Raw genomic sequence first — 19,307 nt, forward strand, 5'->3', positions numbered from 1 at the left:
TTGTATAGGCATCTTTCTCTACCATTAGATAGAATCTCTCGATAAGCCGCAGTATTGACTACCGGAAAAGGGTCCGCCATGAGCCAGAGAAGCCTCTCGACATCCTGGTCGGATGCCGATTCGGTGGGGGTCGAAGCAGCCCGGTCCGGGGTCCGCGCCGCGACGATCCGTGCGATGTCCAGTTGGGCGCTGGACGATCTGGCCGCGGCGCCATCGATCCGAGGGGCTGTGGAGCAGGTAACGGCCGGTGGCGTGCGCGGGTGGTGCCTTTGGGCATCCGATCCCCGGTCGATCGTCGATCTGGAGATCTCGTTTCTCGGCATCCCGCTCTGCGCCGCCAGGACGGGCGTCGGGCGTCCGGATATCGGTGGCATCCTGGGGCGGGGAACCGTCCCGGTCGGTTTCGAGATCGCCTGGGCTTCGCTTTGGTTCGGCGATGTCGATACGGGTGCGTTGGTGGCCGAGGTGGCGCGCGCGCCCCATGCACCCGCCGCGGTATCCGTCCGGGTCGCCGCCGCCGGCCGACCTTATCTGCCGGTTCTGCCCAATGCGGACCTTGCGCTCACGAATGCCGAAATGCTCGCCATCGTCCGGGAGCGGACGGCTCCGACCGGCGGCATCGACAGCGTCGATCTGCTGACGGTCGATGCGCAGATCTGCTGGCCCGGCAAGGAGCGGCCGATCACGGTGGCGCTGACGGTGGACGGGCGCGCCGTGGCCGCGGAGAAGATCGCTGCGCGGGCGCCTACGGACGGCATCGAACGGATCCGGATCCCGATCCCGGCCGATCTGATCGATGGGGGAATCCATCGAATCGGTCTTCTCGCCGTAGCCGAACCGCCGGCCCCGGTCGGCGCGACGATCGAGGTGCGTTTGTCGGTCGTCAGCGAGGCGGCCTGGTCGGTCCGTGGAACGCTCGTCGAGGGCTGGATCGTCGGGGCCTGCGATCGGGCGGTGACGCTCGATCTCCTCGCCGACGGCAGCGTCGTCGCCTCCGTGCCGGTGACGCTTGAAGCCGGCCGACCGGTCAGCTTCGCCGGCATGCTGCCGCACCAATTGACCGACGGTCAGACGCATAGGCTGCAGGTCGCCGTGTCCGGGGAACGGGTCATGCCGCTGAAGCATGTCTCCGGGGGCCTGGAGGTGGATTTCCGGCGCCGGATCGCGGCTCGGGTCGAGGCGACCACCAACGGGTCGATCCAAGGCTGGGCCTTCGACCGCCTGGCGCCGGAAGCGGCCGTCGAGGTCGAGCTTTGGGAGGGACCGGTCCTGCTCGGCCGGACGATGACGAATCTCATCCGGTCCGATGTGAACAAGGCCTTCGATCTGCAGGGCCCGCACGGCTTCGCGCTGTCGATCCCGGCCCGGCATTTCGACGGGATGGTGCATCAGTTGACGCTCCGGATCGGGGGCGAGGAGATCTCGATCGCGCCGGACAAGCGCTTGCCGAAGATCCTGGCGCCGTCCCTGATCGCCGATCCGGCGCTGCGCTATGCCGGCCGCGTCGAGATCGTGTCGGCACAGCAGGTCTCCGGCTGGGCGGTCAATCGCCTCGCACCCTCCGAACCGGTTTCGGTGTCGATCTTCGTCGACGGCGTCTGCGAGGCGGTCGTTTCCGCCGATCAATTCCAGAAGCGCCTCCAGAGCATCGCCGGTTCGGGCTACCATATCTTCCAGTACAAGTTCCCGCTGCGTCTGATGAACAACAGCCTGCGGACCGTGGAGGTCTTCATCAGCGACGGGCATGTTCCGCTCGAGGTCATTCTGCACGGCAAGCCCCCGGGCGAGCGGAGCTCCAAGATTGAGGTATTCTTTCCGCTGATCGACTATTTCGGCGCCACCGTCGGCGCCCCGGCTTGCAACGATCCCTATCCGCACCGGCTGACCAACATCGTCGAAGGCCGCCCGAACCCGACGCCGCTCCGGCCGGCCGGCTCGGGCGATCCCGAGGTCAGCTTCATTCTGCTGAACTGGAACGGAGCGCCGCTGCTCGATCAGATGCTCGAGTCCGTCGCGACGCACATGGCCGGCGAGAGCATCGAGCTGCTGATCGTCGACCACGGCTCGACCGACGACAGCCTGGCGGTCATCGAAAAGTACCGCGCAAAGCTCGATATCCGGCTGTTTGCCCGGGGCGCGAACTTCTCCTTTTCGGCGTCGAACAATTACGCCGCCGCGCGGGCCAGGGGGCGCTATGTCTTCCTGGTCAACAACGACCTGGTCTTTCCGAGCAACTGCCTGCCCACTCTGCTGTCCTGGCTCGAACAGGATCCTTCGGTCGGCATCGTCGGCGCGGGCCTGCTCGAACCCCTGCCCAAGGCCGGCGGCGGATGGCGATACGCCTCGCACCATCGCGGCGTCCAGTTCGCGCCGTTCCTGCGCGCGGGCGACGATCCGACCTTCGGGGCGATCGAGACCCACGACGCCTACTCCGCCATCGGCGCGGCCCTGGAGGTGCCGGCCGTCACGGGTGCCGCCCTGCTGTGCCGGCGCGAGGATTTCCTGGCCGTCGGCGGACTGGACGAGATGTACTTCTACGGCATGGAGGATATCGACCTCTGCATGCGCATGTCGCGCCATTTCGGCACGCGCATCATCTGCGACCTGTCGGCGATCATCCTGCACAATCGCAGCTTTACCCGGACGGGCCGTCTGGTGACCGGGAAGCCCAATCCGGTCCTGACCCAGTCCGCCAGTCAGAACCGGAACACCATTCTGTTCAGCCAGCGCTTCAAGCGGCGGTTCGTGCAGGCATCGCTGGCTTCGGCGATCGAGAGCCAGACCCTGTGGCGCAACCAGCCGCTTCGCGTCACCTTCGTGGTCAGCGAGGTCTCGCTGGAGGCCCCGGCGGGCGACTTCTCCATCGCCCTGGAGATGGCTGAGGCCTTGCGATCCGGTTCTGCGTGGGAGGTCGCCTTCGCGCTTCCGGAAACGACCGACGTGATCGGGACCGATGTCCTGGTCGTGATGCGCCCCGACTTCGATCTCGCCGCGGTCCGCAACGGAAATCCCGGCATGGTCTCTGTCGCCTGGATCGGAGACCGCGTCGACCGATGGCAGGAAACGGCGCATCTGCAGGGCTACAATCTGCTGTTCTGCACGTCGTCGCTCGGGGTCGAAACGATTGCGCGGACGACGGGCCGGACAGCCCACCTGCTGCCGCTCGCCGCCAACGACGAGCGCTTCCATCCCGGGACATCGGTGCCGCACGATGCGGCCGACATCGTCTTCGTCGGCAGCCGCCACGATGGCCGGTCGCGGGCGGCCGTCGACCTGCTCGGCGAGATCAATCTGACCGGCGAGGTGGCAATCTACGGCTTCGGCTGGGATCGTCCGCCGCAACCGGCCGGACATTGGCGCGGTCCGCGCCGCTATGACGAACTGCCGGAGATCTACGCCTCCGCCAAGATCGTCGTCGACGATTCCCGTCCGGCCCGGCAGGAATGGGGTGCGCTCAATGCCCAGGTCTTCGACGTGCTGGCATCGGGCAGTCTCGCCGTCACCAATTGCCGGGGCGGATCGCAGGATCTGTTCGGCGGCCGCCTGCCGACCTTCGCCGACAGCGCGGAACTGGCGGACCTGCTCAAGCGCCATCTCGACCACCCGGCCGAACGGGAGGCATTGGCGGCGGCCCTGCGCGCCGAGGTTCTGGAAAAGCACACCTACCGGCACCGCGCCGAAACCTTCAAGTCGGCCCTGGCTGCCCTGGTGCGGGACAGTCTGCGCTTCGCGATCAAGGTTGCGGCGGACGGTGCCGATGACCGCGACGGATTCGAGACTTGGCAGATGGCCCTCGGCCTGCAGCGCGCCCTGCACCGGGCCGGGCACTTCGCCCGCGTCGATGTCAGGCCCGATTGGGGTTACGGTCAGTCTGCGGGTGACGACGTCGTCATCGTGCTGCAGGGCGGCGGCGCCTACAAGCCGGCGCCGTCCAAGATCAACATCCTGTGGCTGACGGACGGTCCGGACGACCTCCCGTTGGCGCAATTCGACAGCTACGACCATATCTTCGTCGCGTCGGCCAACCTGGCCGACCGCCTGAAGTATCGCCTGGGCGAGCGGGTCTCGGCGCTGCTGCCCTGCGTCGACCCGGAGGTCTTCCGGCCGGTCGAGGCGGAGCCGGAAACGGTCGCCGATGTGGCCTTCGTGGGCGGCTGCAGTGGCGGACGTCCGGCCATCGTCGATGCGGCGCTGCAGGCCGGAATCGCGGTCCGCGCGTTCGGACCGGGCTGGGACGGACAGGTTCCGGCCGGATCGGCGTGCGGCATGTCGCTCGCCGCGGAGGCGCGCCGTGCCTGCTATTCGGGCGCCGGGATCGTTCTGCACCAGCATTCGGCCAGCATGCGCCGGGAGGGTATCGTCTCGACCTGGCTGATGGAGGCCGGAGCCTGCGGGGCTGCGGTGATCTCCGACGATCTTGCGGGTCTGTCGGAGATCTTCGGCGATGCCGTCGCCATCTGCAACGGCGCCGAAGACCTGGAAGCCAAGACGCGCGCGCTGCTCGCCGACGGCGATCGGCGGCGGGCGATGGGTGCCGACCTGCGCCGGATCATCGTGGAACGGCATACGGCCGATCAGCGCGTGCAGGACATTCTGAAAGTGGTCGAATCCTTCCGGTAAGGGCGCAAATGCCCGGAACGGTTCATGACAGCCGGCGGCGGCCTGTCCGGCGGCCCGCTGCGGAAGTATTGCCGCGCCGAGCGGTTCGGATCGAAGCGGGCGCGTGTCGATGAAGCGAGCCGGACGCGGCACCCGCTCGGATATCCGGTCGGAACGGATCGGCCGGCCGATGCCGGCCAGGACCCGGCGACCGCCGCATCGCCGGCACGCGACGCCCATCGGGGATGGGATCGGAGAGGATCTTTCGGATGCTGTTCAATCAGGTCTCGAAGCCGCAAGGCGATGCGGTCTTCATCCATGTCCATGTTCCGCGGACCGGCGGCACGTCGCTGCGCCGGCTGTTCGAGCGGACGTTCGGGGCCGAGTCCTTCATCTTCAACTACAATGGCGAGATCGAGACGGCGACACCCGAACAACGCGACAAGTGCCGGCTGATCAGCGGTCACATACCGTACGGAGTGCACAGGTACTTTTCGAAACCCTGCCACTACATCACCGCGACGCGCGATCCGATCGCCCGCTACCAGTCCCTCTATGCCGAGTTCCTCACCAATTCCAACAGCCGGCTGCACCATGCGGCGGTGCGCTACGGCATCGACGATTTTCTGCGCTTCTGCATCTACAGCGACGATGCCTATACGCTCCACCAACTGGGCAACCTGCAGTGCCGGCTGATCTCCGGATCGAATGATTTCGAGACCGCCAAGGCATTCATCGACAGCAAGTATCTGCTGGCCTGTCCGTTGCCGGAACTGGATCTGATGGTCGCCATGTTGGCGGAGGTTGCCGGAGCGGGCGACGTGGGCGCCGTCGAGCGGGTGAACTGGTCGGCGCCGCGCCTGGAGGGCCTACCGTCCCGGTTGGTCCTGTCGGACGCGTCGCTGGACCTGCTGTTCGAACACGACTCGGGCGATTTCCACCTGCACAGCTATGTGCAGCAGGCCTTTCGGAAGGTCGCCGAGACCTGGGTGCCGGGTGGGGCGCCGGGTGGGGCGCCGGATGCGGCGCCGGATGCGGCGCCGACACGGGCCGTTGCCGCGCCGGTGCCGCCCCGGCCGGACCCCGAAGAGCAGACCATCCCGCCATCCGACCTGCGCTTCATGGGCGAGGCCGATGCGGACTTCATGGGCATGGCACAGGCGTTGGCCGACCAGGTCCGCACCATGCTGCCTCGCGAGATCGGCGACGATTTCGAGCTTCTCGATGTCGGCTGCGGCTACGGCCGCCTTGCCTATGGTTTGAGGGCGCGGGACTATCCCGGCCGCTACACCGGCTTCGACTGCCTGCCGCGACAGATCGATTGGCTGAACCGGAATTTCGGGAACCGCGATGCCTATCGGTTCCATCATCTTGATCTCGTCAACGAACGCTACAATCCGACCGGCCGGCCGCTGGCCGACGTGAGCCTGCCGATGGCCGAGCAGTCCAGCGACTGTCTGGTCGCGCTTTCCGTGTTCACCCACATGTACGAACACGAAGTGGTCCAGTATTTCCGGCGGTTGAAGGCGTTGATAAGGGACGGCGGCCTGTTCATTGCCACGTTCTTCCGAATTCCGCCCGGGTTCGCTCTCGGCGCAAAATATCCGAATGCCATATACGAACTGACCAAGCGGGTTTCGGAGAATGCCTTCATCGCGTCCGAAGACCAGCCGTTATGGGTCATCGCCTTCCGCGAGGCCTTCCTGTTGAAGCTCTTCGCGCGGGAAGGTTTCGAGGTTGTTCTGCAGCGCAAGGGCAAGTGGCTTTCCGGCGAGAACGCCCTGGGTCTGCAGGACTGGTTCATGCTCCGCAAGAAGCCATCTCCCGGCTCGGATACGGTCCGCTTCGCGCCGATCGCAACCAATGCCGATCCGGGGGTCTGCCCGATCTGCGGCTCGAAGGCCTTCGGGCCCGGTCCGGGCGGCCGTCTGGCCGCCAGCGGCAGCAATCCGCGGTGTCTGCAGTGCGATTCGCTGGAACGTCACCGCATCGTCCGCACCCTGTTCCACGGCCTGCCGATCGGGCTCCTCAATTGGCGGCATGCGCTTCTGATCGGCGCCAGCGCCGGGATCGAACCCGGCTGGTTCCGATCGATGGACCGTCTCGACCTCGAGCGGCCGGAGGACCTTGCCGAGCGGCTCGCCGCGCTCCCCGACGGCAGCTGCGACTTCGTGGTGCTCGACCATGTCCTTGAGTTCGTCGACGACGACCGGGCGGCGTTCGCGGCCTTGCGCCGGGTCCTGTCCGGGCGCGGCATCCTGCTGATCACCTTCGCAAATTCGGCACAGTCCGACCGAACCGTGGATTTTGCCGAGCCGACCGGCCCCTATGCGCGCTGGCACGCCTATGGTGCGGATCTGCCCCGTCACTTCGATCTCAAAGGCCACCGCATGCGCATTCTGGCCGTCTCGGTCGAAGACCCCGGCACCGGGGTCCGGGAGACCGCGCACCTGTTCTTTTCCGATCAGGCGGCGTTTCATCAGGTCCGACGCGTGCTGGGCGTCTCGAACGCCACCGGCGCCGACGGGAGCGAATGATCCTCGGTAAGGTCTTGCACGTGCTCTCCCGATCCGAGCCGGTCACTCCGATCGGATCGTGCGCGAGCCGCGGGGACCGTTCCCGACGAGGCCGGCGCGCGCCGGCCGTATCGGCCGGGATGGTCCGCACGGAGGGGGGAGCCGGAATGGCCGCCGGAACGCGGCCCTGGTGGGCAACCGGGGTTCTCTACGAGGTCTATCTGCGCTCGTTCCAGGACGGCAACGGGGACGGGATCGGCGACCTCGCCGGGCTGGCGGCGCGTGCCGACTATCTGGCCGGGCTCGGCATCCGGGCGATCTGGATCACGCCCTTCCAGCCCTCACCGATGGCCGATTTCGGCTACGACGTCGCCGACTACTGCGGCGTCGACCCGCGTTACGGCACGCTCGAAACCTTCGACGCCGTGCTCGACGGCCTGCGCCGGCGCGGCATCGGCACCATCGTCGACTTCGTTCCGCACCACACGTCGGATAGCCATCCCTGGTTCCGGGAGGCCCGGTCGTCGCGGGCCTCGCCGCGGCGGGACTGGTATGTCTGGCGCGATCCCGCGCCCGGCGGCGGACCTCCGAACAACTGGCTGAGCCAGACGGATGGCCCTGCCTGGACGCTCGATCCGGCCACGGGCCAATATTACCTGCACAGCTTTCTGCCGCAGCAGCCCAGCCTGAACTGGCGCAATCCCGAGGTCCGGCGTGCCATGCTCGACGCGATGGCCTTCTGGCTCGACCGCGGCGTTGCCGGCTTCCGCGTCGATGTGATGCAGGGCCTCCTGGTCGATCCCGGCTTCCGCGACGATCCGCCCAATCCGCAATGGCGGGACGGCGATCCCGGTTTCATGCGTCTGGCGGCGGTCAACAGTTCCAACCAGCCCGACGTGCTCGATATCGTCGCCGAGATGCGTAGCCTGATGGCCGCCTATCCGGGCGATCCGGTCCTGATCGGTGAGATCTACCGGCCCGTCGAGACGCTGGTCGCCTATTGCGGGACACCGCAGAGCGGCCTGCAGATGCCGACGAATTTCAATCTCTTCTCGACGCCCTGGCGCGCCGAGGCGATCCTGGACCTGGTGACGCGCTACGAGGCCGCGCTCCCGGCCGGCGCCTGGCCCAATTGGGTGCTCGGCAATCACGACATCGGCCGGGTCGCGACCCGCATCGGCCTCGCCCAGGCCGGCGTGGCGATGCTGATGCTGATGACGCTGCGCGGCACCCCGACCCTGTATCAGGGCGATGAACTCGGCATGGAGGACGTGTCCGTTCCCCCGGACCGCGTCCGCGATCCCTTCGCGCGGTTCGGCGCCGGGCGCGGGCGCGATCCGGAGCGCGCGCCGTTGCCGTGGGACGAGGGGCCCCATGCGGGCTTCTCGACGCAGGCGCCCTGGCTGCCCCTGCCGCCGCCGGGGCGACCGCGCTGCGCCGCTGAACAGGCGCGCGACCCGATCTCGCTCCTGTCGCTGACGCGCCGCCTGATCGCCCTGCGCAACCGCGAACCGGCCCTCTCGGAAGGCACCTGGATCGGCATTTCGGCCGACTGCGGGGTCCTGGTCTACGATCGCAGCCATGCCGGCCGGACCTTTCGGGTGGTCCTGAATGTCACCGCCGCACCGGCCCGGATCGCTGTTCCCGCCGACAGCCGAGCCGTCCTGTCGACGCATCGGATCAATCCGCCGCCGGTATCTGACGGATCACTCGCCCTCGCGCCGGATGAAGGCGTCGTGCTCCGGCTCAAGAGGATCACCCGATCTGAATGGATCGGATGATCCTCTGCGTATTTTGGTTTGCACAAGCTTTTTCCGATCGGAGCGGGCCGCTCTGATCGGACCTTGCTCTGAGGGCGCCGTCGGACCGGACCCGCCGCCGGCCGCGGCTGCAGCGGCGGCGAGTTCCGCCTGGGCCAGGATGTAGAGGCCGGCGCCATAGCCGACCATCGGGATCGAACCGGCGTAGCGGCCGGCCGGCGCGCCCGGCGCGACGTCGTAGGTCTCCGGGATCAGGCCGAAATGCCGGATCGCCCGGTCGGTCGTGATGTCGAGCAGCTGCCGGGCGCGGTCGAGCCGGCCCCGTCGCGCTGCCACGCAGGCGGCGCGGAGGTTGACGAAGGCCCATTCGGCCGACGCGTAGCTTCCGCCGCCGGCGCTGCGCCGGTAGCCGCCGGAGGGAACCCGCAAGGTTTCGAGCGCCGCGTAGGTGCGGTGGGCGACCGGCGTTTCCAGATCGGTCGCGACGCCGAGCGCGAACAGCTCGAAGGCCGCGCCGTCGATGTCGGTCTCCGGGCTGGATTCGCGCGCGCCGCGCAGGTGGCCCGTGGCCGGATCGCGGAAAGTGTCCGGGATTGCCGTCGCGATCGCCTCCGCGAGCGCGGCATGGCGCGCCGCATCCTCCGGCTGCCCGCATGCGGCCGCCAGCGCCGCGAAGTCGGCCAGACCGCGCGCGGCGGTCACGCTGGTGTAGAGGAAGTGTCGCGCATTCTCCTGGTGCACCTCCCAGATCGAGCAATCCGGACGCATCACCGGCGCCTCCGTCTCGATCCGGGCCGCAATGGCCTCCGCCACGTCCTCGCGCAGGATGTCGTAGATGCGGCGCCCGTCCAACGGCGTGGCCAGCCAGGCGGCGTCGCCGTCGGTTTCGACCAGGATGCGGGTGGCCCACAGCACCAGACCCCAGCCGTCGGTTTCGATGTTGGGGGTGGCATGGCCGGCATAGTCGGCCTCTTCCTGACCGTCGCCGAAATAGCGCACGACCGATACCCGGTAGGGGATGCCGCCGACCCAGTCGCGGTAGCGTCCGGCGCGCCGGTTGCCGAGCAGGAACAGCAGCGCGCGCCGTGCCTCGTCACGATGGCCCATGGTGGCCAGCGCGGCAATGGCGTAGCAGCCGTCGCGGACCCAGCCGATCGACCATTCGCCCGGCGCCAGGGAGGCCAGCATCATGCCGTCTGCGGGTGTCTCCCGAACCTGCCCCATGCGGAGCACAGCCTCGCTCTGCCGCCAGACCGAGATCGCATCCGGCTGCGTCAGCCAGGTCGGAACAGGCCGCCGCCACGCCCGCCAGGCGCCCAGTTCCGCCTCCGCCAGCGCCTCCGCATCGCGATCCGCGACCCAGGCGTCGATCGCCGCGATCGCCGCCTCGCGATCGGATGCCGCATCGAGATAGGCGACCACGAAACCCAGCGCCGGCCCCTCGGCGGCCATCACGACCGGCGCCGTCGCCCGGCCGCCGGCTGGACCGTCCCGGCGCACCGTCGTCCGGCCGACGGCCCGATAGAGCAGCGTACCCTCGCCCGGTCCCTGTTCGATCAAAAGGTCCGGCCGCAGTTCGGTGCGGATCGGATCGCCCGGACCGGGGACGATCGCGAACGGGCTCTTCCAGAACGGCTCGGCGACGGGGCGGAGCCCGAGACGGAAGGAAAGATCGGCCCCGGTCGACGCCGCGCCAGGGGCCTGCAGGCCGATCAGGACGGCATTGAGGGCAAGACCGAACGGCGACACCACGGTCAGCGTCGCCGCGTCGGTGAACCGAACCCGGACGATATGGGTCTCTTCGACATACCCGGCCTCCCGGACCGGCTTGGTTGCCGCGCCGTCGACGCGAAAGGCGAGATCGGCAAGGAGGTTGCGCCGTTCGATTCCGAAGCCTGTCGGGTCCGGCCCGGGCCTGAGATAGCGGTAGGGATGATCGAGGACGGCGGTGACGCGGCCGGTCGGGGCGTCGACCAGCGTGAAGTTCCTGCCGTTGCCGGTGGTCAGGGTGAAGTAGCTGCGACCCTCCAAGTCCGCGCCTCCTCGCGCCTGCTGGAACCCGCCGCGGCCTGGCCGGCAGGAGCGGCGCGGCCGCGGGAAGTGACCTTCATGCGTCGCTCGCGCGGCCGGGACCGGACGCGGCGCCGCCCAAGACCATCGCCGACATCGCCGCCGTTGGGAATGTCCCCGACCGCTTCATCGGCCGGATGATCCGGCCGGCCCGTCGGTCGCCGGGCGTTCCGGCGGCATTGGCCATCGCCCGCCGCCCATCGCCCACGGCCCATCGCCCTGCCGTCATCCGCGCCAGGCACGGATTTTCGGACTACATCGATATCCGCTTGCCCTTGCCGTAGGCATCGAAGGTCTCGACCAGATGATCGAACAGTGCCGCCACGCGCGGCACGGGGCGAAGCGTCTCGTGCGCTACGATCCATGTCGGGAGCTGCGGCAGTTCGATGTCCGGCAGAACCTGTTCCAGCTCGGGGTAACGGGCCGCCGCCGGAATTTGCGCGACGGCAATGCCGACACCGGCGCGGGCCAGCGCCAGTTGGGCCGGGTGGCTGTCCGTGCGGGCGATCCATCGGATGCGGGCGGGGTCGCCGAACATGGCCGCAATGGCGAGTTCGCCGCGGCGGCGATCCGGCCCGATGAACAGATGCTCGCCGGTGTCGGCCTTCGAGGCGGGGCGGCCATGGGCCGCCAGATAGTCCCTGTGGGCGAACAGGCCGAGCGGAATCGACGGCACCTTCCTCGCCACCAGCGCCGATTGCTCCGGCGGGTGCATCCGTACCGCGACGTCGACCTGCTGGTCGAGCAGATCGGCACTGGCATTGTCCAGTTCGAGCTCGACGGTGAGCCGCGGATGCTTGTCGCGCAGGCTGCGGAGCATGGGCGGCAGAACCTCGATCCCCACGAATTCGGAGACGCTCAGCCGAACCCGGCCCGCCGCCTCCGTCGAATCCGCCGAAGCGGCGCGCAGCATCGCTTCCGAGGCGTGCGCCATGGCGCGGGCGGGCGCGATCATCGCTTCCGCGGTCGGCGTCGGCACCAGCCCATGCACCGACCGGGTGAACAGCGCCGTGCCCAGCGCGGCCTCCAGCCCCTCGATGCGCGCCCGCATGGTCGGCTGGGACAATCCCAGACGACGCGCGGCGGCCGATAGGCTGCCGGTTTCCATCACCGCCAGAAAGGCGCGCTGAGAGTCCCAATCCACGTTTTTGTTCATAAAAATCTTTTAGTCTGATGACGGAGAATTGGCAATTTTCTTGTGAACAGATTCGACGGAAGGTCTCCCTGTCGAAAGGAGATCCCAGATGGTTCAGACGGTTTCCACACATGCAGCCAGCCGGGCGACCGGTCGGTCCGCCCTCGTTCTCGGTGCGACCGGTGGTGTCGGCGGCGCCATTGCCACCGGGCTCATCCGCGACGGATGGCAGGTCCGCGCCCTTTCCCGCAACGCCGAAGCGGCCACCTCCGGCTGGCGGCAGGATTGCCCCGCGCCGCATTTCGTCGCCGGCGATGCCATGGATGCCGCGTCCGTCATTCGCGCGGCGACGCTTCAGGATGGCGTCGGCGTCATCGTCCACGCGGTCAATCCGCCGGGTTATCGCAACTGGTCGTCGCTGGTCTTGCCGATGATCGACAACACGCTGGCCGCCGCCCGAGCGGCAGGCGGAGCCCGCATCGTGCTGCCCGGCACGGTCTACAACTACGATCCGGCGCGGACCACCGTGATCGACGAGCACAGCGCCCAGAATGCGCACACCGTGAAGGGCCGGATCCGCGTCGCGCTGGAACGGAAGCTGGCGGCGGCAGCCCCGGAGGTTCCCTCGCTCATTCTGCGGGCCGGCGACTTCTTCGGCCCGGGAACGCGGGCGAGCTGGTTCGCGCAGGCGATGGTGCGGCCGGGGCGGTCCGTGCGCAAGTTCACCAGCCTGGCGGCGGGCGTTCCACACGCCTACGCCTATCTGCCCGATCTCGCGGCGACTTTCGTCGGCCTGCTGGCGATCCCCGAGCGTCTGCGTCCCCATGAGACGCTGCAGTTCGCCGGGCACTGGGATGCGACCGGCAGGCAGATGGGCGATGCGGTTCGCCGGATCGTCGGGCGTGATGTGCCGGAGGCGGGTTTCCCCTGGTGGATGATGCGCCTCCTGGCACCCTTTGGCGGGTTTCCGAAAGAAGTTCTGGAGATCGAGCCGGTGTGGAAGCACCCCATGCGTCTCGACAATCGCCGGCTGGTCAGCCTGCTCGGCGTCGAACCGCATACCGCGCTCGACCAGGCCGTTGCGGCGACGCTCGCCGACATGGGCTGCCTTGCGCAACCGCAGCCAGGCGGTGCCCGCCTCGTCCAGGCCTGACAACCGGCAGAAAGGCAGCGGAAGATGAACTGGAAAACCTACCTGATCGCGCAGGCCTTCGGCGTCGCCGCCTTCAACACACTGTGCAATGCCGCCTACACCGCGTGGATCTGGCGCGACGAGCCCGTGCTGTCGCTCGACCGGATCGGCTCCGACCTCGCCATGACCCCGGTCTGGATCGGCCTGCTGTCGGTGCTGTTGGGCACGCCCTTCATCCGCAAGGCGCTGGCCGACGGGCGGATGATCGGCGAGGCGAGGCAGCGCCCGCATCCGCTGGCGATCCTGCTTCCCCGCAATCTGCTGATCCGGGCGGTCGGGATTGCGGCCCTGTGCGGGATGCTCCTCGCTCTGCCGTTGGCGCTGATTCTGCCCCAGCTCGGCGACGGCCTGCTGACGCAGGTCGAAGCCATCGGCAGCAAGGCGATCATCACCGTCGCCTTCAGCCTCGTCATCGTGCCGCTGGTGGCCTACGCGACGATCGCCGACGTGCCGGCGGCGACTGGGGGGCGCGCGTCACGGTGATGCAGCGAGCGCCAGACCAGAGAGCGGATTTCGACGGTTCGCGACACCGCCCGGCACAAGTCCGGCAACCGGCAAAGACAACGGACCACAGAAGAAGATCGGCAGGGTGGCAGCGGGAGGCATCCGTGCCCTGGCCCACCCTTGTCCGCGCCCGGGAACGACTACCGCCCGTTCTCGGACTGCACAGCAAGGCGGAGTCCGGCTCGCAACCGCGCGATCGGCCGAAATTGGCAACATGCTGGAGAAAATGGGAATTCTCGCCGGAACCGCAAAAGCCGAGGTTCGTGCAGAGTGAGACGGAAGGCCGTTCAGAGACTGTCAGCCACCGCCCGGACGGTCCCAGAGGGTCTGTCCCGTCGCGCAAACCCCTCTGGACGCAAAAGGAATTTCGAGCGCTGAAGCGCAGGTCTTGGGGATCGTGGAGGGAGAATGGCGGAGGGATTGCACCGGCGATCCAACCTTCTCTGCTCCGGACCCTGCCACAACGCTATTTCCATTTTTTTCGAAGTAGGCTTGACGACCGAGCTTTCTGGCGCCATCTTATTTCTATGAATATCGAAGAAGCAGCGGACCAGCTTGAAGCCCTCGGCAATTCGACCCGGCTCCAGATCTACCGGACCCTCGTTCGGGCCGGCGATGCGGGCATGTCGGTCGGACGCCTCCAAGACAGGATCGGCATCGCGGCTTCCACCCTGTCTCATCACCTGAAGCGGCTGGTAGAGACGGGCCTAGTTGCCCAAGAGCGACAGGCCACCACCCTGATCTGCCGGGCACAGTATCCGGCCATGCGCGACCTGATCGGTTTCCTTTCGGACGAGTGCTGCGCCGACATGCGCAACGGCTGTGCCTCCGGCGAGGCGGCGTGATCGGGTTTTTCGGCTTCATTTATTCGGTATTTCTAGAAATAGGGAAGGAATGCCATGACTGGTCTCCGCGATCTGCCCGTGGCCGTCATCGGCGCGGGTCCTGTAGGTCTCGCCGCCGCAGCCCATTTGGTCGAGCGCGGTATTCGCCCGCTCGTCTTCGAGAAAGGCCGGAGTGTCGGCGCCGCTGTCGCGGCCTGGAGTCACGTCCGGGTCTTCACGCCCTGGAGCCTAAATGTGGATGCGGCCGCCGCTCGACTCCTCGCGGCGACCGGATGGCCGGCGCCCGACCCGGACGAGACCCCGACCGGCGCCGCCATCGTCCGGCGCTACCTCGAGCCGCTTGCCCGGGTCGAGGCGATCGCGGCGGGGCTGCATCTCGGCGCGACGGTCATGGGGGTCACCCGCAAGGGCTTCGACAAGATGACGAGCCCGGGTCGCGACGCCGCCCCCTTCGTCCTGCACTGGCGGGACGCGGCCGGCCGCACCCACTGCACCGAAGCCCGGTCCATCATCGATGCCTCGGGCGTTTGGTCGAGCCCGAACCCGATGGGGGTCGACGGCATGCCGGTCCCGGGAGAACAGGATGCCACGGTTGCGGCCGCGATCGCGAGCGGGATCCCGGACGTGCTCGAGGCGGAGCGTGGGCACTATGCGGGCCGGCGCGTCCTCGTCGTCGGCGCCGGACATTCCGCCATCAACGTCGTCCTCGATCTCCTCCGGCTCCAGGCCGAGGCGCCGGAGACCCGGGTTGTCTGGGCCCTGCGGCGCGAGCGTCTCGACCTGATCGCCGGCGGCGGCCTCGACGACAAGCTCGCCGAGCGCGGCGCTCTCGGACTTGCCGCCAAGGCTGCGATCGAGGCGCGGCGGCTCGAATTGCTGGCGCCCTTCGCCGCCGAGTGGATCCAGGCTCGACCGGATGGGGTCCGCATCGAGGCGCGGCACGGAGAGAGGTCCGTGACGCTGGACGTGGATCGGATCGTCGTGGCCACAGGCTTCCGCCCGGATCTCCGGCTCCTCGCCGAGTTGCGGGTCGCGCTGGATCCGGCCGTCGAAGCGCCACCGGCCCTGGCCCCGCTGATCGATCCCAACCTCCATTCTTGCGGCACCGTCCCGCCCCATGGCGCTGCCGAACTCGCCCAGCCCGAGCCCGGTCTTTACATTGTCGGCGCGAAGAGCTACGGGCGCGCGCCGACATTCCTGATGGCGACGGGATACGAACAGGTCCGGTCGGTCGTCGCCGCCATCGCGGGGGACGAGAAGGCAGCGCGTGAGCTGCATCTCGTCCTGCCGGAGACGGGCGTCTGCAGTGCCGTTCCCGGGATCGCCGACGCGGCATGCTGCGGGGATCCTGTTCCGGCGGCAGAGGGGGCCGATTGCCGGGCGGACCGGGACGCCAAAGCCGCGGCCATGGATGGCTGCGGCTGTTCAGCGGCGCCCACACCCGCACCGGCAGTCTCCGGGTGCTGCGGCGGCGCGAAGACGCGGCCCGATGCCGATCTGGTCGAGGCGTAACGGCCGATTGGCGCTCGAACCTTCTTGAGGATGTCTGGAGCTACGTGCTTATGCGCTCTTGCGCATACGTGTGGCGACGCCGACGTTCGGGCCATGTCGGACATTATTTCGGTTCTGTCGGCGCTCGCCGAACCCACCCGCCTTGGAGCGATGCGGATCCTGCTGGACGGGGGAGAGCATTGCGTTTGCGAACTGATGCGCAGGCTCGGCGCCAGCCAGTCGCGCATGTCCCGCCACATGGGGATTCTCAAGGCGGCCGGGCTGGTGGTCGACCGGCGCGACGCGCAATGGGTCCGGTATCGGCTCCATCCGGAGATGTCGCCCCACTCGGCGGTGATCGTCGAGGCGGCAGTCGTCGCCCTGACAGAGACAAGGCTCGCGGCATGAACACGTTTGCCGGCTCGAGACCCGACCTTCGCGAGGCGCCGGCCCTTTGGATCGGCGGCACGGTGCTGTTCGTGTTCGCCTGGTTCCTATTATACCGGCAACTGGTCCCATTCTCGGAATGGGCCGTTGCGCATCTGCCTGTGGACGCCGGGAGCCATCTTGGCGAATCCGTCAAATTCTTTATCTACGACACCCCCAAGGTGTTGATGCTGCTCACCCTGGTCGTGTTCGGGATGGGCGTGGTTCGTAGCTTTTTCTCACCCGAGCGCACGCGGGCGCTGCTGGCGGGCCGTGCCGAAGGCTTCGGCAATGTTGCGGCCGCGGGTCTGGGCGTGTTCACCCCCTTCTGTTCCTGCTCGGCGGTACCGCTGTTCGTCGGCTTCGTATCGGCGGGCGTGCCGCTCGGCGTGACCTTCTCGTTCCTGATCGCCGCGCCGATGGTCAACGAGGTCGCGCTCGGGCTTCTGTTCGCGCTGCTCGGCTGGAAGGTCGCGCTGACCTATCTGGCGTTCGGGCTGACGCTGGCCATCGTGGCGGGCTGGGTGATCGGCCGCCTTCATCTGGAGGGTTGGCTGGAGGAATGGGTCCGCAACGTGCGGGCGACCGCCGTCAGCCTGCCCCAAGAGCGCCTTTCGATTGTCGATCGGCTCCGTGCCGGGGTCGACGCCGTCAAGGAGATCGTCGGCAAAGTCTGGCTCTGGATCATCGCGGGCATCGCGGCCGGCGCCTTCATCCATGGCTATGTGCCCAACGAGCTCCTCGCCACCATCATGGGAAAGGACAGCTGGTGGTCGGTTCCTGCTGCCGTACTGCTCGGCATTCCCATGTATTCCAATGCGGCCGGAATCATTCCCGTGGTCGAGGCGCTGCTCGGCAAGGGTGCGGCGCTCGGGACGGTCCTCGCCTTCATGATGGCGGTCATCGCCCTTTCATTCCCCGAGATGGTCATTCTGCGCAAGGTGCTGACGACCAAGCTGATCGCCGTGTTCATCGGCGTGGTCGGTACCGGCATTCTTGGCGTGGGCTTCCTGTTCAACGCCCTATTCCACTGAGAAGGATCGCACGATGAAAGAGGTCAAGGTGCTCGGCCCAGGCTGCGCGCGCTGCAAGGCGACCGAGGAAATGGTTCGGGTTCAGGCCGCCAAGCTCGGCATTCAGGTGAAGGTCGAGAAGGTGACCGACTACGCGGCCATCGCAGGGTTCGGTGTCGCCTCGACGCCGGGCATCGTGGTGGACGGCACGGTCGTACATGCTGGCGGCCTGCCGAAGCCGGAAGACGTCGCGAAGTGGCTGGCAGCGTGACATGGCTGCTTCGCTCGAATACCGGGTGCAGGCACGCCGAAACGGTGTCGGCAGCCGTCCCGCATCCGGTGCAAACCCGGACAGGGTCGGACCACCGACTGGCCAGATCCCGGAGCTCCCGGACCTTCGGATACCTCGTCTCGGCATCGTGGGGCAGCGGCAGGCCTCAGAGGTTTAAGGTCCGGCTTTTTGCACCGAAGAGCCGCATGATGCGCGCCGACGCCTCGACAACCAGGCGGTCAACCGAGCGCGGCCGCACCGCGCCGCAGAGCAGCAGGACGCATCGACGCCTGCCTATTCGTCTCGGGGCTCATGCTCGCGAGACCCTGCCGGACAGTGGGGATGCGGAGTTGGCGGTGACCTGAGCGTTCCATCATGTGCCCACCGATTCGGCACCAGATCTGTCATGATATTGTAATTGGACTCCTGTTGTTCGGACGACGAGTTGGACGCGTCAGGAGATCACCATGAACACGCTCCCCAGAACGATTCTCGGACTTGCATTTTCCCTGACCATGTCGGTCAGCGCCTTTGCGCTCGATGCCCGTTACACGGATGCCGACGGCGACCTCCTGGCCGACATTCCGACCGCTGCCGCCGATCTGGTCGATCCGCCGGTTCTGGTGTTCGCCTACACGCCGGTCGAAGATCCCGCAGTCTACGCAAAGGTCTGGGAAGGCTTCCTGGAGCATATGGCGACAGTCACCGGCAAACGTGTGCAGTTCTTCCCTGTGCAGTCCAATGCGGCGCAGATAGAAGCCATGCGAGCCGGTCGTCTGCATGTCGCGGCTTTCAACACGGGCTCCAATCCGCTTGCCGTGAATTGCGCCGGCTTTCGGCCCTTCGCGATGATGGCATCGAAGACAGGCGATTTCGGCTACAAAATGGAGTTCATCACCTATCCTGGCTCCGGAATCGAGAAGATCGAAGACATCAAGGGTAAGAAGATGGCCTTCACCTCCGAGACATCGAACTCGGGATTCAAGGCGCCGTCCGCTCTGATGCGCGATCAATTCAAAATGGAAGCGAAGCGTGATTTTGAGCCGGTCTTCTCCGGCAAGCACGATAACTCGATCCTGGGCGTCGCCAACAAGGACTACATGGCCGCCGCCGTCGCTTCTTCCGTTAGGGACCGGATGACTGCGCGGGGCGTCGTCAAGGCTGATCAGCTCAAGGTGATCTACGCATCCCAGGCCTTCCCGACCTCCGGCTACGGCACCGCTCACAACCTCAAGCCCGAGCTGCAAGCGAAGATCCAGGAAGCGTTTTTTAGTTTTAAGTGGGAGGGATCCGAGCTTCTGAAGGAGTTCGAAAAGTCAGAGCCCCCGCAAGAGAAATTTATCCGGATCTCCTACAAGGAAACATGGGAGGTCGTTCGCCAGATCGATCAGGCCATGGACATAAAGTATACCTGTAAGTAAGCAAGGCATCCGCTCGTGGGGCCGAGATCTGCGTCGTTCAGTGTTCAGCCGCACGACGCAGACT

The 19,307-nt window shown here is 67.2% G+C and carries 13 protein-coding genes; 11 read left to right on the top strand and 2 right to left on the bottom strand.

Going from position 1 to position 19,307, the window contains the following annotated elements; all coding sequences use genetic code 11:
- Positions 1–78 precede the first annotated feature (78 nt).
- The 3 genes from KL771_RS23825 to KL771_RS23835 all read left to right on the top strand — a co-directional run bounded on the left by KL771_RS23825 (position 79) and on the right by KL771_RS23835 (position 8,896).
- A complete protein-coding gene (locus tag KL771_RS23825) occupies positions 79–4,620 on the top strand; it encodes a glycosyltransferase family protein (RefSeq protein WP_261971003.1) in 4,542 nt (1,513 codons plus the stop codon).
- Positions 4,621–4,868: 248 nt separating this feature from the next.
- Positions 4,869–7,136, top strand: coding sequence for a class I SAM-dependent methyltransferase (locus KL771_RS23830; protein ID WP_261971004.1), 2,268 nt, complete (start codon positions 4,869–4,871; stop codon positions 7,134–7,136).
- A gap of 146 nt (positions 7,137–7,282) precedes the next feature.
- Positions 7,283–8,896 carry an alpha-amylase family glycosyl hydrolase gene (locus KL771_RS23835; RefSeq protein WP_261971005.1) on the top strand — a complete coding sequence of 538 codons (1,614 nt, stop codon included), beginning with the start codon at positions 7,283–7,285 and terminating at the stop codon, positions 8,894–8,896.
- On the opposite strand, the gene KL771_RS23840 is transcribed toward KL771_RS23835, so the two are convergent.
- Positions 8,822–10,906, bottom strand: a complete 2,085-nt coding sequence (locus KL771_RS23840) for a hypothetical protein (RefSeq protein ID WP_261971006.1) — start codon at positions 10,904–10,906, stop codon at positions 8,822–8,824. The genes KL771_RS23835 and KL771_RS23840 overlap by 75 nt on opposite strands.
- A gap of 292 nt (positions 10,907–11,198) precedes the next feature.
- Positions 11,199–12,101 (bottom strand): LysR family transcriptional regulator, encoded by a 903-nt coding sequence (locus tag KL771_RS23845; RefSeq protein WP_261971007.1) that lies wholly within the window; start codon positions 12,099–12,101, stop codon positions 11,199–11,201.
- A gap of 88 nt (positions 12,102–12,189) precedes the next feature.
- Here KL771_RS23845 and KL771_RS23850 point away from each other — a divergent pair, with 88 nt between their 5' ends.
- The 8 genes from KL771_RS23850 to phnD all read left to right on the top strand — a co-directional run bounded on the left by KL771_RS23850 (position 12,190) and on the right by phnD (position 19,243).
- Entirely contained in the window at positions 12,190–13,233 is a 1,044-nt protein-coding gene (locus KL771_RS23850; RefSeq protein WP_261971008.1) for an NAD-dependent epimerase/dehydratase family protein, read from the top strand.
- A 24-nt stretch (positions 13,234–13,257) separates the two neighbouring features.
- Positions 13,258–13,755 (top strand): hypothetical protein, encoded by a 498-nt coding sequence (locus KL771_RS23855; RefSeq protein ID WP_261971009.1) that lies wholly within the window; start codon positions 13,258–13,260, stop codon positions 13,753–13,755.
- 548 nt (positions 13,756–14,303) lie between these two features.
- Positions 14,304–14,621 carry an ArsR/SmtB family transcription factor gene (locus tag KL771_RS23860; protein ID WP_261971010.1) on the top strand — a complete coding sequence of 106 codons (318 nt, stop codon included), beginning with the start codon at positions 14,304–14,306 and terminating at the stop codon, positions 14,619–14,621.
- Between the two features lie 54 nt (positions 14,622–14,675).
- Positions 14,676–16,133 (top strand): FAD-dependent oxidoreductase, encoded by a 1,458-nt coding sequence (locus KL771_RS23865; RefSeq protein ID WP_261971011.1) that lies wholly within the window; start codon positions 14,676–14,678, stop codon positions 16,131–16,133.
- 93 nt (positions 16,134–16,226) lie between these two features.
- Positions 16,227–16,520 (top strand): ArsR/SmtB family transcription factor, encoded by a 294-nt coding sequence (locus KL771_RS23870; protein WP_261971012.1) that lies wholly within the window; start codon positions 16,227–16,229, stop codon positions 16,518–16,520.
- On the top strand, positions 16,517–17,572 hold the full coding sequence (locus tag KL771_RS23875) for a permease (protein WP_261971013.1): 1,056 nt from the start codon (positions 16,517–16,519) through the stop codon (positions 17,570–17,572). The genes KL771_RS23870 and KL771_RS23875 overlap by 4 nt, the downstream gene beginning before the upstream one ends.
- Before the next feature lie 13 nt (positions 17,573–17,585).
- Positions 17,586–17,822 carry a thioredoxin family protein gene (locus tag KL771_RS23880; RefSeq protein ID WP_261971014.1) on the top strand — a complete coding sequence of 79 codons (237 nt, stop codon included), beginning with the start codon at positions 17,586–17,588 and terminating at the stop codon, positions 17,820–17,822.
- 467 nt (positions 17,823–18,289) lie between these two features.
- Positions 18,290–19,243 carry a phosphate/phosphite/phosphonate ABC transporter substrate-binding protein gene (gene phnD, locus KL771_RS23885; RefSeq protein WP_261971015.1) on the top strand — a complete coding sequence of 318 codons (954 nt, stop codon included), beginning with the start codon at positions 18,290–18,292 and terminating at the stop codon, positions 19,241–19,243.
- Positions 19,244–19,307 lie beyond the last annotated feature (64 nt).

The organism is Prosthecodimorpha staleyi (genome assembly GCF_018729455.1).
Classification (GTDB): Bacteria; Pseudomonadota; Alphaproteobacteria; order Rhizobiales; family Ancalomicrobiaceae; genus Prosthecodimorpha; species Prosthecodimorpha staleyi.